14 protein-coding genes are annotated in these 12,548 nt (G+C 52.9%); 5 read left to right on the forward strand and 9 right to left on the reverse strand.

What is annotated here, in order from left to right; all coding sequences use genetic code 11:
• The first annotated feature begins 2 nt into the window (after window positions 1-2).
• Entirely contained in the window at window positions 3-1,424 is a 1,422-nt protein-coding gene (pykF, locus tag JBO43_RS08850) for a pyruvate kinase PykF (protein ID WP_095281762.1), read from the forward strand.
• Window positions 1,425-1,732: 308 nt separating this feature from the next.
• Complete coding sequence (locus JBO43_RS08855) at window positions 1,733-1,969, forward strand: major outer membrane lipoprotein (RefSeq protein ID WP_095281761.1); 237 nt, start codon at window positions 1,733-1,735, stop codon at window positions 1,967-1,969.
• A gap of 62 nt (window positions 1,970-2,031) precedes the next feature.
• On the opposite strand, the gene ldtE is transcribed toward JBO43_RS08855, so the two are convergent.
• The 7 genes from ldtE to sufA form a co-directional block, all read right to left on the reverse strand.
• Window positions 2,032-3,057, reverse strand: coding sequence for a L,D-transpeptidase LdtE (gene ldtE, locus JBO43_RS08860; RefSeq protein WP_095281760.1), 1,026 nt, complete (start codon window positions 3,055-3,057; stop codon window positions 2,032-2,034).
• Window positions 3,058-3,154: 97 nt separating this feature from the next.
• Window positions 3,155-3,571, reverse strand: coding sequence for a cysteine desulfuration protein SufE (gene sufE, locus JBO43_RS08865; protein WP_202674133.1), 417 nt, complete (start codon window positions 3,569-3,571; stop codon window positions 3,155-3,157).
• Between the two features lie 14 nt (window positions 3,572-3,585).
• Entirely contained in the window at window positions 3,586-4,806 is a 1,221-nt protein-coding gene (sufS, locus tag JBO43_RS08870; protein ID WP_202674134.1) for a cysteine desulfurase SufS, read from the reverse strand.
• Window positions 4,803-6,074, reverse strand: a complete 1,272-nt coding sequence (gene sufD, locus JBO43_RS08875; RefSeq protein ID WP_202674135.1) for a Fe-S cluster assembly protein SufD — start codon at window positions 6,072-6,074, stop codon at window positions 4,803-4,805. Before sufD ends, sufS begins: the two co-directional genes overlap by 4 nt.
• Complete coding sequence (gene sufC, locus JBO43_RS08880) at window positions 6,049-6,795, reverse strand: Fe-S cluster assembly ATPase SufC (protein ID WP_095281756.1); 747 nt, start codon at window positions 6,793-6,795, stop codon at window positions 6,049-6,051. Before sufC ends, sufD begins: the two co-directional genes overlap by 26 nt.
• Window positions 6,796-6,804: 9 nt before the next feature.
• Window positions 6,805-8,292 (reverse strand): Fe-S cluster assembly protein SufB, encoded by a 1,488-nt coding sequence (gene sufB / locus JBO43_RS08885; RefSeq protein ID WP_202674136.1) that lies wholly within the window; start codon window positions 8,290-8,292, stop codon window positions 6,805-6,807.
• Window positions 8,293-8,300: 8 nt separating this feature from the next.
• Window positions 8,301-8,669 carry a Fe-S cluster assembly scaffold SufA gene (gene sufA / locus JBO43_RS08890; protein WP_095281754.1) on the reverse strand — a complete coding sequence of 123 codons (369 nt, stop codon included), beginning with the start codon at window positions 8,667-8,669 and terminating at the stop codon, window positions 8,301-8,303.
• 347 nt (window positions 8,670-9,016) lie between these two features.
• On the opposite strand from sufA, the gene JBO43_RS08895 reads away from it, so the two are divergent.
• Window positions 9,017-9,289 carry an ElaB/YgaM/YqjD family protein gene (locus JBO43_RS08895; RefSeq protein WP_095281753.1) on the forward strand — a complete coding sequence of 91 codons (273 nt, stop codon included), beginning with the start codon at window positions 9,017-9,019 and terminating at the stop codon, window positions 9,287-9,289.
• Between the two features lie 48 nt (window positions 9,290-9,337).
• Here JBO43_RS08895 and JBO43_RS08900 read toward each other — a convergent pair whose 3' ends face one another.
• Together JBO43_RS08900 and JBO43_RS08905 are read right to left on the reverse strand one after the other, a co-directional pair.
• The gene (locus tag JBO43_RS08900; RefSeq protein WP_095281752.1) at window positions 9,338-10,069 is read right to left on the reverse strand and encodes a MerR family transcriptional regulator; all 732 of its coding nucleotides are present in this window, start codon (window positions 10,067-10,069) and stop codon (window positions 9,338-9,340) included.
• 166 nt (window positions 10,070-10,235) lie between these two features.
• Window positions 10,236-11,456 (reverse strand): diguanylate phosphodiesterase, encoded by a 1,221-nt coding sequence (locus JBO43_RS08905; protein WP_202674137.1) that lies wholly within the window; start codon window positions 11,454-11,456, stop codon window positions 10,236-10,238.
• A 341-nt stretch (window positions 11,457-11,797) separates the two neighbouring features.
• Here JBO43_RS08905 and ycgZ point away from each other — a divergent pair, with 341 nt between their 5' ends.
• A complete protein-coding gene (gene ycgZ, locus JBO43_RS08910; protein ID WP_095281750.1) occupies window positions 11,798-12,037 on the forward strand; it encodes a regulatory protein YcgZ in 240 nt (79 codons plus the stop codon).
• A gap of 169 nt (window positions 12,038-12,206) precedes the next feature.
• Window positions 12,207-12,527, forward strand: coding sequence for a hypothetical protein (locus JBO43_RS08915; protein ID WP_103946443.1), 321 nt, complete (start codon window positions 12,207-12,209; stop codon window positions 12,525-12,527).
• Window positions 12,528-12,548 lie beyond the last annotated feature (21 nt).

Here is a 12,548-nt window from a genome sequence, read left to right on the forward strand (position 1 = left end):
TCATGAAAAAGACGAAAATTGTTTGCACCATCGGCCCGAAAACCGAATCTGAAGAGATGCTGAGCAAAATGCTGGACGCCGGCATGAACGTAATGCGTCTGAACTTCTCCCACGGCGACTATGCTGAACACGGTCAGCGTATTCAGAACTTGCGCAACGTGATGAGCAAGACCGGTAAAAAAGCAGCCATCCTGCTTGATACCAAAGGCCCTGAAATCCGCACCATCAAACTGGAAGGCGGAAACGACGTTTCCCTGAAAGCGGGTCAGACCTTCACCTTCACCACCGACAAAACTGTTGTCGGTAACAGCGACATCGTTGCTGTGACTTACGAAGGCTTCACCACCGACCTGTCCGTTGGCAACACCGTTCTGGTGGATGATGGCCTGATCGGTATGGAAGTGACTGCCATCGAAGGCAAAAACGTTGTTTGTAAAGTGCTGAACAACGGCGACCTGGGCGAAAACAAAGGCGTTAACCTGCCAGGCGTTTCCATCGCGCTGCCAGCTCTGGCTGAAAAAGACAAACAAGACCTGATCTTCGGCTGCGAACAAGGCGTTGATTTCGTTGCGGCGTCCTTTATCCGTAAACGTTCTGACGTGACTGAAATTCGTGAGCACCTGAAAGCGCACGGCGGCGAGAAGATCCAGATCATCTCCAAAATCGAAAACCAGGAAGGCCTGAACAACTTCGACGAAATCCTCGAAGCGTCTGACGGCATCATGGTTGCTCGTGGCGATCTGGGCGTTGAAATCCCGGTTGAAGAAGTGATCTTCGCTCAGAAGATGATGATCGAGAAATGTGTGCGTGCACGTAAAGTGGTTATCACTGCCACGCAGATGCTCGACTCCATGATCAAAAACCCACGCCCTACCCGCGCTGAAGCTGGCGACGTGGCGAACGCCATCCTCGACGGTACTGATGCCGTGATGCTGTCTGGCGAATCCGCGAAAGGTAAATACCCGCTGGAAGCTGTGACCATCATGGCGACTATCTGCGAACGTACTGACCGCGTGATGACCAGCCGTCTGGATAACAGCAACGACAGCCGTAAACTGCGTATCACCGAAGCCGTTTGCCGTGGTGCCGTTGAAACTGCTGAGAAACTGGACGCGCCGCTGATCGTGGTTGCAACCCAGGGCGGTAAATCCGCTAAAGCCGTACGTAAATACTTCCCTAACGCGACCATTCTGGCGCTGACCACCAACGAAACCACTGCACGTCAGCTGGTTCTGAGCAAAGGCGTGATCCCACACCTGGTAAAAGAGATCGCCTCTACTGACGATTTCTACCGTCTGGGTAAAGAAGTCGCTCTGCAGCTGGTTGATCGCGGTCTGGCGCGTAAAGGTGACGTTGTGGTGATGGTTTCTGGTGCTCTGGTACCAAGCGGAACGACCAATACTGCATCTGTTCACGTGCTGTAATCATTCTCAAACGAATTAATTTCGTAAAAAGCGCCCTCTGGGCGCTTTTTTTATTTATGGCATTAGCCAGTTTTATTCAAAATGCAAATCGAGTTTTTCTATTTAAGAGTGAATTATCTAAGACGAATCCGATGAAAAATGTCTTTTTTAACATAGCTTTTTAGGCAAAAGAGGCAGATTCGTTGTTTCTTTGAGCGAACGATCAAAAATAGGGGTATTCCCATCAAAAAAATATTCTCAACATAAAAAACTTTGTGTAATACTTGTAACGCTACATGGAGATTAACTCAATCTAGAGGGTATTAATAATGAATCGTACTAAACTGGTACTGGGCGCGGTAATCCTGGCTTCTACTATGCTGGCTGGTTGTTCTAGCAATGCTAAAATCGACCAACTGTCTTCTGACGTTCAGACTCTGAACGCTAAAGTTGACCAGCTGAGCAACGACGTGAACGCAATCCGTTCTGACGTTCAGGCTGCTAAAGACGACGCAGCACGCGCTAACCAGCGTCTGGACAACCAGGCTACTAAATACCGTAAGTAATAGTACCTGTTAATAAAATGGCGCACATTGTGCGCCATTTTTTTTGTCTCTCATCCATCGCCCTACTGCGTCACCACCTCTTTCGCATTCTCACTTTCCGCCACCGCCGCTGAGGCGCGACTGTTCTGCACCGACAACACCGGATTATTGGCTGATGCGGAAGGTCCGTTTCCCGCTGTGACCGCAACCGGGATGCCTGCACGACGCGACAGCGCTTTATCAATCAGCACTTTGTCAGTGCCTTCACGCGTGGCAAATGACGTAAAATCGGCATTGTGAACGATTGGCGTGGTTTGCGGATTCTCGCCTTCGACCTGCGCCAGCGGGCGATGCACTTCCACATAGCTTCTGCCATCAGGTTCAACCGAGAATTTCACCGGCTCATTGATGATCTGCACGCGTGTCCCCACGCGAGCCTGCTCGAACAGCGCTTTAATATCTGGTGCATTCATGCGCATACAGCCCGAACTCACGCGCAGACCGACGCTGTCCGGCGCACTGGTCCCATGAATCAGATACTCGCCGTTACCTATCCCCAGACGCAGCGCGAAGCGCCCCAGCGGGTTGTTAGGGCCTGCCGGGACTACCGGCGGCAATTTTATACCCTGCGCAAGAGAACGCGCTCTGATGCCCGGTGTAGGTGTCCAGGTTGGATTTGGGATTTTCTGACTCACACGCGTGGTGCTCACCGGCGTTTCCAGCCCCAGTTGACCAATCCCGAGCGGATAGACCTGCACGATATTTTCGCCCGGCGGGAAATAATAGAGTCGCAGCTCGGCCAGATTCACCACAATGCCTTCGCGCGGCGTATCCGGGAGCAGCATTTGCGACGGAATGGTAATCACCGTGCCCGGCGCGGGATAGATAGGGGCAATGGTATTATTGGTTTCGAGGATCAGCTGCGCCGCCGTATTAAATCGTCGGGCAATCGCCTGTAAATTTTTGTCCCCTTCCTGGATGGCGTAGGTTTGATTTTGACCAATAAGGCGGCTGCCCGCTGGCGGCAACGGATAATCCATCGCGCTGGCAGAATTAAGACCACCAAAAGTGCTAAGCAGTAAAAGTGTAATTATCGACGCGCGCTTCATACTGAGATTCCTTATTCACTGGCAGAACGCCAGAAAGCCGAAAAACCAGCGAGGTGGGAGCCACCTCGCGAAACAGAATGAATGCAGTCTTTTTAGTTTAGCTAATGTTGGACGCTTTGTTGCGGATTGCGCGGATCATCGCTTCCAGCCCCTGAGAACGGGAAGGCGTTAAGTGCTGAGTCAGGGCCATTTTTTCAAACCACGGACGCACGTTAAAAGCCACAATGTCCTGAGCGGACATCTGGTGATAGAGGATGAAAACAACGGCAACCAGCCCTTTAACAATGGCCGCATCGCTGTCGCCCTGCAGTTCTATCACACCGCCATCGGTCTGATTCATCACGATCCACACCTGGCTTTGACAGCCCTGAATCGTATTCTCCGGGCTGTGATCCTCTTCGCTGAGGGCAGGCAAACGCTGGCCCAGCTCAATAATGTACAGGTATTTCTCTTCCCAGTTGGCGCAACGACTAAAGTTACGCAACAGCTTATCTCTGTCCGGCAACGCGGCCATGTCTTGCCTCTCTTTTAACCCAGCAGGTGGTGGATGCGTTTCAGCCCCGTCACCAGTCTGTCGATCTCTTCCGTTGTGTTATACATCACCAGCGACGCGCGGCACATCGCCGGGACCTGGTAAAACGCCATCAGCGGCATTGCGCAGTGATGTCCGGTGCGCACGGCCACGCCGTAATTATCAAGAAAACTGCCGACGTCGTAGGCGTGGTGTTTACCCAGATTAAAGGCAATTACCCCTTTACGCGAATCCGGGCCGTAAAGCGCCAGATCCGGCACGCTGGCGAGTTCTGCCAGCGCATAGTGCATCAGCGTCTCTTCATATTCCGCAATCGCGTCCAGCCCAATGGCTGACACGTACTGAATAGCTGCGCCAAGACCGATGATCCCGCCCGTATTCGGCGTGCCTGCTTCAAAGCGCCACGGTGCTTTCGCGTAGGTGGTGCCTTGCGTCAGGCTAACGGTGGCGATCATCGATCCGCCCCCTTCCCACGGCGGCATCGCCTGCAGAATATCCTCTTTTACATACAGCACGCCAATCCCGGTCGGGCCATACAGTTTGTGACCGGAGAATACATAAAAATCGCAATCCAGAGCCTGCACGTCGATGGTGTGGTGCATGATCGCCTGCGCGCCGTCCACCAGCACTTTCGCGCCAGATTGATGGGCCTTGGCGATGATCTCCGCTACCGGGTTTTCGGTGCCAAGCACGTTGGAAATCTGGGTGATGGCCACCAGTCGCGTGCGATCGTCGAGCAGGGAATCCAGCGCCTCCAGCTGCAAGGTACCGTCCTGATTCAACGGAATCACCCGCAGTTGGGCGCCCACGCGCTCACAAAGCATCTGCCACGGCACGATATTGGCGTGGTGTTCCATCTGCGTAATGATGATGTTGTCACCCGCGTGGACCTGCGCGCTGCCCCAGCTGTTCGCCACCAGGTTAATGCCTTCGGTGGTACCCCGCACAAACACCAACTCTTCCGGCGAGCGGGCGTTAAGGAACGCGGCAATTTGCGTGCGCACGTTTTCCATGCGCTGCGTCGCTTCGGCGCTCAGGGTGTGAATGCCGCGATGCACCGCTGCGTAGCCGTGGCGATAGAATTCCGCCTCGGCGTCGATCACCTGGTTCGGCTTCTGCGCGCTGGCTGCGCTGTCGAGATAGGCAAGCGGCAGACCGTTCACTTCACGGGTCAGGACGGGGAAATCCGCCCGCACTTTCTCTACGGGAAAACTCATGCTTCGCCTCCTGGCAAACGCTGGCCAATGCGCGCCAGCACCTGCTGTTTCAGGGTTTCATCGCGTAGCGCTTCCGTCAGTTCTGCGGCAAACGCGTAGATGATCATTTTCTGCGCCGCGTGTTTGTCGATCCCGCGCGAGCGCAGATAGAACATCTGTTCATCGTCGATCCGTCCTACCGTCGCCCCGTGGCTACACTTGACGTCATCGGCATAAATTTCAAGCTGCGGCTTGGTGTCCACTTCCGCCAGACGCCCGAGCAGCAGATTGTTGTTGGTCATCTGCCCGTCAGTTTTGATGGCATGTTGCGCCACGTTAATCAGGCCGTTAAATACCGCGCGACCTTTGTCGTTGGCGATAACTTTGTGCATCTGACGGCTGTTGCAGTAGCCCTTGTTGTGCTCAAGCCAGGTTCGGGTATCGCACACTTCTGACTTAACCGGCATCGCCAGGCTGTTGATGCGAAGCGTGGTGTTTTCACCGTTCAACTGGGTGCTGGTATTGTGACGCAGCACCGCCCCGCCGAGCAGGAAACTGTGGCTGTACGCCGCCGCATCCGGCCCCATCAAAATGTCGTTATGGGCAAAGTGATGGCTGACCGGGTTTTCAAACGCCAGCTTGATGTGATGCAGTTGGGCGTTGGCCGCCACGTTCATGGTCAGGCGCGCGCCAGTAAAGTGTTTGGTGTCATTGAGGCTAACGTAGTGCTCGATGATCGTCGCTTCCGCGCCTTCTGCCAGCTCAAAATGGTGTCGATAATGCGCCGTGTTGACCTCTTCGCCGTCCAGCCCCTGGGTGATGTGCAACAGCAGCAGCGGTTTTGCCGGGCGCTGATTACGCTTCACGCGGATATGGGTGACGCTCGCCGCGAGACTTTCTGTCAGATGCAGGAACACTTCTGGCTGCACCGGCGCGGGCAGCGCCTGGCGCTGATCGTTAATCTCGACCTCAAAGCCGCTCGTCTCAGTACTGTCGCTCAGTTCAGGCTGATAGCGTCCGTCGACAAACACCAGCCGCACGGCGTCCACATTCAGCGCCAGGGCATCACGCTGCGCCGGAGCGACCTCCGCCAGACGGGTAACAAACTGACTGTTGAGCAGGCCGTCCAGCGGCGTGTATTTCCAGTTCTCATGCTTGCGCGTCGGCAGGCCGAGACGCAGCATCTGTTGCAAGTGCTGTTGCGCCTGTTCGGATCGCATTTCGCCCTGGGTTTCAAACAGGCGATGCCACTGCTGCAGCGCGTTACTGCTGTTCGGTAAGCCAGCCATAGCCCTGCTCCTCCAGTTGTTTGACCAGAGTAAAATCACCGGATTTCACGATGCGGCCCTGATACAGGACGTGGACGTAATCCGGTTTGATGTAGTCCAGAATACGCTGATAGTGGGTGACGATAATGAACGAGCGCTTGCCGTCGCGCAGGGAGTTCACGCCGTCAGCTACAATTTTCAGCGCATCGATGTCCAGACCAGAGTCTGTTTCATCCAGAATGCACAGTTCAGGCTCCAGCACCGCCATTTGCAGGATATCGTTACGCTTTTTCTCGCCGCCGGAGAAACCGACGTTCACGGAACGGGTCAGCAAATCTTCCGGCATTTTCAGCAGTTTGATCTTCTCTTCCATCAGATCCTGGAAGTCAAAGCGATCAAGTTCTTCCTCGCCACGGTATTTGCGCACCGCATTCAGCGAAGTTTGCAGGAAGAACTGATTACTGACGCCAGGGATCTCGACAGGATACTGGAAGGCCATAAAGATGCCTTCACCCGCGCGGTCTTCCGGCGACAGTTCGAGTAAATCTTTGCCTTTAAACTCGACGGAACCGCCGACCACTTCATAATCTTCACGCCCGGCCAGCGTTGCAGAAAGCGTACTTTTCCCCGAGCCGTTCGGCCCCATAATGGCGTGCACTTCCCCTGGGCGGACGTCAATGTTCAGCCCGCGCAGGATCGCTTTATCTTCAACACTGACCTGTAAATCTTTAATGCTTAACATGTTTTTTCCTTAACCGACGCTGTGCTCAAGGCTGATCGCTAATAATTTTTGGGCTTCTACGGCAAATTCCAGCGGCAGTTCAGAGAACACGTCCTTGCAGAAGCCGTTCACAATCATCGAAATCGCATCTTCTTCGCTGATACCGCGTTGCAGACAGTAGAACAGCTGGTCTTCGCCGATGCGCGACGTGGTGGCCTCATGTTCCAGCTGGGCGCTGTTATTGCGACATTCGACGTACGGGAAGGTGTGCGCCCCGCAGTCAGTGCCGATCAGCATCGAATCACACTGGGTAAAGTTACGCGCGTTAGTCGCCGTCGGCATGATCTTCACCAGCCCGCGATAGCTGTTCTGGCTGTGTCCGGCGGAGATCCCTTTCGAAATGATGGTCGATTTGGTGTTCTTGCCGATGTGGATCATCTTGGTGCCGGTATCGGCCTGCTGATAGCCGCTGGTCAACGCCACGGAGTAGAACTCCCCGATCGAGTTATCGCCGCGCAGAATACAGCTTGGGTATTTCCAGGTGATCGCTGAACCGGTTTCGGACTGAGTCCAGGACATCTTGCTGTTTTCGCCTTCACACAGCGCGCGCTTGGTGACGAAGTTCAGAATACCGCCGGTGTTGCCATCGCCGGGGAACCAGTTCTGCACCGTCGAGTATTTCACTTCGGCGTCTTTGTGGATGATCACTTCCACCACCGCCGCGTGCAGCTGATAGCTGTCGCGCACAGGCGCAGAACAGCCCTCGATATAGCTCACGTAGCTACCTTCGTCCGCGACCAGAATGGTGCGCTCGAACTGACCGGTTTTCTCAGCGTTGATACGGAAATAGGTCGAGAGCTCCATCGGACAACGCACGCCTTTGGGCACGTAGATGAAGGTCCCGTCGGAGGCGACCGCCGCGTTCAGCGCCGCAAAGAAGTTGTCGTTGCTTGGGACCACGGTACCGATGTATTTCTTCACCAGTTCCGGGTGATCGTGAATGGCTTCGCCAAAGGAGCAGAAAATGATCCCCTGTTCGGCCAGCTTGCCACGATAAGTCGTCGCGACAGAAACGGAGTCAAAAATGGCGTCCACAGCCACTTCACGCCCTTCTCGCACCGGCACGCCGAGCTGCTCAAAGGCCTCTTCGACCTCTTTGCTCAGGAAGGTGTTAGCCCCAGTTTGCTGCACCGCGCCAGGTTGGGAGGCGCAAGTATCGTCACAGCTGCCGCAGGATGGCGCGGAGTAGTAGCTGTAATCCTGATAGTTAAGCTTATCGTAATGGGCTTTCAGCCAGTGCGGTTCTTCCATCTCCAGCCACGCGCGAAACGCGCTCAGGCGGAACTCGAGCATCCACTCCGGCTCGTTACGTTTGGCCGAAATCGCGCGTACCACATCTTCGTTGATGCCCTTCGCCAGTTCGTCCGTTTGCAGCTGGGTGAAGAAGCCCTCTTTATAGTTGAGGTGCCCGCCACTCCAGGTATTCACATCGTCAGTTGCTTCAGTATTACGAGACATAGTACCGCCTATACCCCAAAGCTTTCGCCGCAGCCGCATTCATTCTGCGCTTTTGGGTTATTGAATTTGAATAACTGGTTTAAGCCTTCGCGCACGTAATCGACTTCAGTGCCATCGATAAACGGCATCGCCTGCAGCGCAACGAACAGCTTAGCGCCGTCGGTTTCGAAGACCAGATCGTCTTTTTCGGGCACGCTGACCGTATCCAGTACATAGCCGAATCCGGCACAGCCAGTCTGTTTAACACCTAAACGCAAACCCACAATGTCCGGTTTTTTCGCTATCAGCTCGTGAATATGCGCCGCTGCCGTTGGCGTCAGCGTCAAACCACGCCAGGCGAAATCAGCGGGATTAAAGGTTTCTGAATGCAATTCCATAGGTCCACCTCATCTATTAAGCCACCAGGGGCATTACACCATGTTAGTGATAACGATTATCACTTCAACCCCCTGATAGCAGGGGCTTTCACCTAAATCGCCCTTTTTGGCTACTTTTATTAAGCATAGACCCTACTACGCAGGCCATTAGGCTATGTCAAAATTGTTTAATTAATTGATGTCTAAAGCATTTATCCAGCATATTTCGCATTTTTTGCGCAAGGGGAAAATATGCATCGGGAATACCTATTTATTTAATCGGTTGGAAATTTCCAGGAAAACACCGAATCGTCAGCGCTCAGGCGTACAGCGACTAGACTTTATGGGGACACCAAAAGGAGATAACCATGTCATCACAAGACCTTCAAAACGAAGCCGATCGCCTGGCGAAAAAAGCCCTGAATAAAGCTGATGAAGTTGCGGGTGAAGCGCAATACCAGTTTGGCGATGTGGTCGATTCGCCGAAGCATCAGTTGAAAGGTGCGGCACGTAAATACGCAGCGCAGGCATCCGATGTTGCGTCAGAAGTTTCGGACAGAGTCCGCGATAACCCGTTGACCGGGCTGATGGCAGCGGGTGCGATTGGATTGATTATTGGTTTACTGGTAGGCCGAAAATAAGTCAATTAAGTCAGGCCCGAAAGGGCCTTCTCTGCATCAGCGGGACGGTTAGCCTTCGATGAAAGAGACGGAGAAACCTTGTTCTCGCCAGTGGTCTAACTGTTCCTGCTGACGTCTTGACGGCGCAAGGCCGGTCCAGACAAAGAGTTTTTGACCGGGGAACAGCTCCGGTTTTGGCGAGTCAATCGGCTCCGCCATCACATCAATATGCCATCCCTGCTGCGACAAACGCCCTGCTTCGAGCCACAAACGTGTGCGATCATCCGTATCCCAGCCGATCAGCAATGCTTCTTTGCCCGGCTTTTTGCGCGCGTCGGCCAGAAGCATGGCGATGAAATCAATCAGCACGCCGTCCAACAGGCTGGACATATGGCGGGCGGTATTGTGATCCAGGCTTAAACGCTGACGAACAGGAATGAAAATGTGGTCGATGATGGCGTCAATGGCGTGGTCGCGGCGGAATTCAGAAATTTTAGCGCGCAGTTTCGCAGGGCTGGCGTAACGCAGGACCGTCATCATCTCTTCCTGGAATGCTATCCAGTTGCTGTCCACCGTACGAGGGCCAACCTCAAGCAGTGCCTTGACTTTGCCGACGGAAATGCCGGTTTTCATCAGACGCTTGATCTCTTCGATGCGCTGGATATCCTCTTCGTCAAACTGACGATGGCCCCCTTCACTGCGCTGCGGTTTTAATAAACCGTAGCGACGCTGCCAGGCGCGGAGTGTGACGGGGTTGATTCCGCATCGTTCGGCGACTTCGCCGATACTGTATAAGGCCATTAACTCCCTCATGCTTAAACGCAAAACGTCCATACCAAACCTGTTCAATTTTAGCAGATTGTACAAATTCATTGTATAACTAACAAATCATCAGGGTTCAAGCCCATTTTGTACAAGATTCCCTGACGCTGGTTTTTTTGTACAGCTGTTTCGACTTTAGCGTTGCTTACATTCCCGCTTTTTTCTCTGGCCACGCAATCGACGGTATTCCGGCGAAGCACGGGCTGGCAAACAGATGTCCCTGGAACTGAGAAATCCCTGCCGACTCAAGCCACATCCACTCTTCGGCTTTTTCGACACCCACCGCGCACACCAAAATTTCGAGTGAAGAACAGCATTTGATGATCGCCTGAATAATCGCCTGACGAGGCCCGCTGCGGTGAACGTCCGCCACCAGATCGCGATTTATTTTGATTCTGTCGGGCTGAAATTGTGCCAGCAGCAAAAGCCCGGCGAATCCCGCGCCAAAGTGATCGATAGCCACGCTGATACCGGCGCTTTTTAGCTGCCGGACCGCGTCTTTAAATTCATCAAAGCGCGAGATAACTTCGCTCTCGGTAAACTCGACCACGATCTGCTCAGGTACCAGGCCGTTGGCTTCAATCTCATTTAACAAGAAACCCACCGCGCCGGGCACATTCACCAGCGTCATCGGCAATAAGTTAACGGATAACGCCTGTTCTTTCAGGCCCAATTTTCCCGCCATCGCAAACGCCATCTTCTTACTCTGGAGATCCGCTGCGTAAATATCGTTGCCGGAAAACGCGTTAAAGTACGTTTGCGGAGAGCCGCCGTCTGCTGTACGGATCAGCGCCTCGAAGGAGACCACCTGCTGGGCGAACGGGTCAACAATAGGCTGAAATGCAAAGCCGCAATCCGCCGTTTCATCCACCTCAATGGAACGCGCCGGATTTGCGTCGTCGTCAGCAATAAAATCCCAGCTGCTGCCGTCAGGTATTTCGTAGTAATTCTCTTTTTCCGTGGCTTCGACAAAGGTTCGGAAGAATTGCAGCGCGCGATCGTTGTAGGTCAATTGATACTTTGTCGTCCCTTTATCAAGAACGTGCTGGAGCACTTCTTCCCGCTCATAGGTTCTTAAATCAAACAGCTCCATGCCTGCTTTGCCAAAGCGCCGAGACGGAGCGTAATCGCACAGCAGTTCCACCAGGTTGTAATGGCGTTTGTCATGACAAATGTTGGTATAGATCCGGAAAACGCTCTCTTCAGGGCCTTCCAGAAGTTGAAAGAAATGGGTGCCGTTAAACAGTAAAATCCCGGTGACATCGGATTCCCCATTTTTAATATTGGCCGCCGCGACCATCTCTTCCAGCGCTTTTACCGGAACGTTTTCGCACAGATGACTGCGGTAAATTATTGTCGTGAGCATAGTTTTTCCGGGAGTTTAAAGGGGCGTTGCCGTTGACACACGAAGTGCCCAGGTCGTTGTTATACCACATTAATTAACAAACATTTCACACCCCAGTCAGTTTAGCTGCAATCTGCTGTTCCACCTCCCGTGTAGGACACATTTTCAGAGTGAAACATCTTGTACAATATATTCTGTACTGTTAAGAGATGATTTTTCTTGTAACTATCTGATAATAAATGAATAGCACTTTTTGATCAAAATTAACGTTAAAAACTGTACACCAAAAATGTACAGCTTTTAAAAAAACGTATAACTTAAATTGTAACTTAGCTGACTACTTAATTTTACAGGAGTGATACATGCGTCAGAACAGCTACATTCCCGACAGTGGCAACGCCATTGTCCAGTATTTTGAGAAAGCCGCGCTGCCGACACAGCAGGAAACGCTCGGACAAATTGTGGTGGAGATCCTGAGTGATGGCCGCAATCTGAATCGTAAGACCCTGTGCACCAAGCTTCTTAGCCGCCTCGATACGGCATCAGGGCCGGAAGAAGAGACCCATTACCACACATTGATTGGTTTGCTATTTGATCGCTAAGACCCAATAGCAAACCCATTTAACAGATCACCTGGTTTTAAAGTCAATTCTGACGAAGGAACGTTTCAGGCTTCAGTAAGACCTGGCAATCTTCAGCAGACCCCAAGCAAGGGTTCTGACTTAATGCCGCAGTGCGGGACGTCAACCTGCGGCGATCAGAGATGCAGTTATGAACAGAAGTGAAACAGAGCAACTAACAGATGAACTCATTGGCGAGGCCGTTTTGTCTCTTTTAAAAGAGCACGGTCCTGTCAGTAAACAATCTCTTGTGAAGAGATTGCAGGACATGGCAGCGCGGGAGAGCGATCCGCGCCGTTGTGAAGCGCTTGCGGCGGTGATTCTGGAAATCAACGCCAGCAATACGCCGTTTGCGCAGCGAAAAAAAGCGCGTCCTCAGAGGGATCTGAACGGTATGAAAAGTGAGCAGAAGGATAACGTTTTCCCGCTATTTGGTGATGGTAAGCCCGGCGGCAGAAACAATATCCATTAACAGCAACCGATCAATAACCCC

The sequence above is a fragment of the Lelliottia jeotgali genome, from assembly GCF_016771845.1.
In the GTDB taxonomy this organism is placed as follows: domain Bacteria; phylum Pseudomonadota; class Gammaproteobacteria; order Enterobacterales; family Enterobacteriaceae; genus Enterobacter; species Enterobacter jeotgali.

Coding starts and splice junctions, on each gene's coding strand:
- pykF (WP_095281762.1), top strand. CDS start 3: ATGAAAAAGACGAAAATTGTTTGCACCATCGGCCCGAAAACCGAATCT.
- JBO43_RS08855 (WP_095281761.1), top strand. CDS start 1,733: ATGAATCGTACTAAACTGGTACTGGGCGCGGTAATCCTGGCTTCTACT.
- ldtE (WP_095281760.1), bottom strand. CDS start 3,057: ATGAAGCGCGCGTCGATAATTACACTTTTACTGCTTAGCACTTTTGGT.
- sufE (WP_202674133.1), bottom strand. CDS start 3,571: ATGGCCGCGTTGCCGGACAGAGATAAGCTGTTGCGTAACTTTAGTCGT.
- sufS (WP_202674134.1), bottom strand. CDS start 4,806: ATGAGTTTTCCCGTAGAGAAAGTGCGGGCGGATTTCCCCGTCCTGACC.
- sufD (WP_202674135.1), bottom strand. CDS start 6,074: ATGGCTGGCTTACCGAACAGCAGTAACGCGCTGCAGCAGTGGCATCGC.
- sufC (WP_095281756.1), bottom strand. CDS start 6,795: ATGTTAAGCATTAAAGATTTACAGGTCAGTGTTGAAGATAAAGCGATC.
- sufB (WP_202674136.1), bottom strand. CDS start 8,292: ATGTCTCGTAATACTGAAGCAACTGACGATGTGAATACCTGGAGTGGC.
- sufA (WP_095281754.1), bottom strand. CDS start 8,669: ATGGAATTGCATTCAGAAACCTTTAATCCCGCTGATTTCGCCTGGCGT.
- JBO43_RS08895 (WP_095281753.1), top strand. CDS start 9,017: ATGTCATCACAAGACCTTCAAAACGAAGCCGATCGCCTGGCGAAAAAA.
- JBO43_RS08900 (WP_095281752.1), bottom strand. CDS start 10,069: ATGGCCTTATACAGTATCGGCGAAGTCGCCGAACGATGCGGAATCAAC.
- JBO43_RS08905 (WP_202674137.1), bottom strand. CDS start 11,456: ATGCTCACGACAATAATTTACCGCAGTCATCTGTGCGAAAACGTTCCG.
- ycgZ (WP_095281750.1), top strand. CDS start 11,798: ATGCGTCAGAACAGCTACATTCCCGACAGTGGCAACGCCATTGTCCAG.
- JBO43_RS08915 (WP_103946443.1), top strand. CDS start 12,207: ATGAACAGAAGTGAAACAGAGCAACTAACAGATGAACTCATTGGCGAG.